The following is a 354-nucleotide window of genomic DNA, read 5'->3' on the forward strand; positions in this document are numbered from 1 at the left end:
TAATCTAGGTAATCTAATTCTCACCGCTATGGATAATCTCTCGGTTAGGCCACTAGAGGCCATCAATTTGGTCCGCGAGTTACTTAAGGTGGATGTCAATATCTTGCCGATGACCGAGCACCCTTCAGACTTACGCGCCTTATCCACTAAGGGCAGTTGGGTAAAGGGTGAAACCAGCGTAGATGAAATGGAAGAAGATCTGTTAAGGCTTGATCTCGACCCTGAAGTCCCTGCTATTTGCGAGTCGGTTGATGCCATCAAGCAAGCCGATGTGATCATTTTGGGACCGGGCAGCTTTTTAACCAGTATCATGCCACCTCTGTTATTGCCGGAAATCGGCAAAGCCATTAAGGC

The 354-nt window shown here is 47.7% G+C and carries 1 protein-coding gene; it reads left to right on the forward strand.

Going from position 1 to position 354, the window contains the following annotated elements; genetic code table 11:
* The coding region (locus AB4585_RS22975) for a 2-phospho-L-lactate transferase CofD family protein (protein ID WP_372171115.1) at window positions 1-354 on the forward strand (354 nt) is incomplete at both ends.

The organism is Vibrio sp. 10N.222.49.C9, from assembly GCF_041474985.1.
GTDB classification, from domain to species: Bacteria; Pseudomonadota; Gammaproteobacteria; order Enterobacterales; family Vibrionaceae; genus Vibrio; species Vibrio crassostreae_C.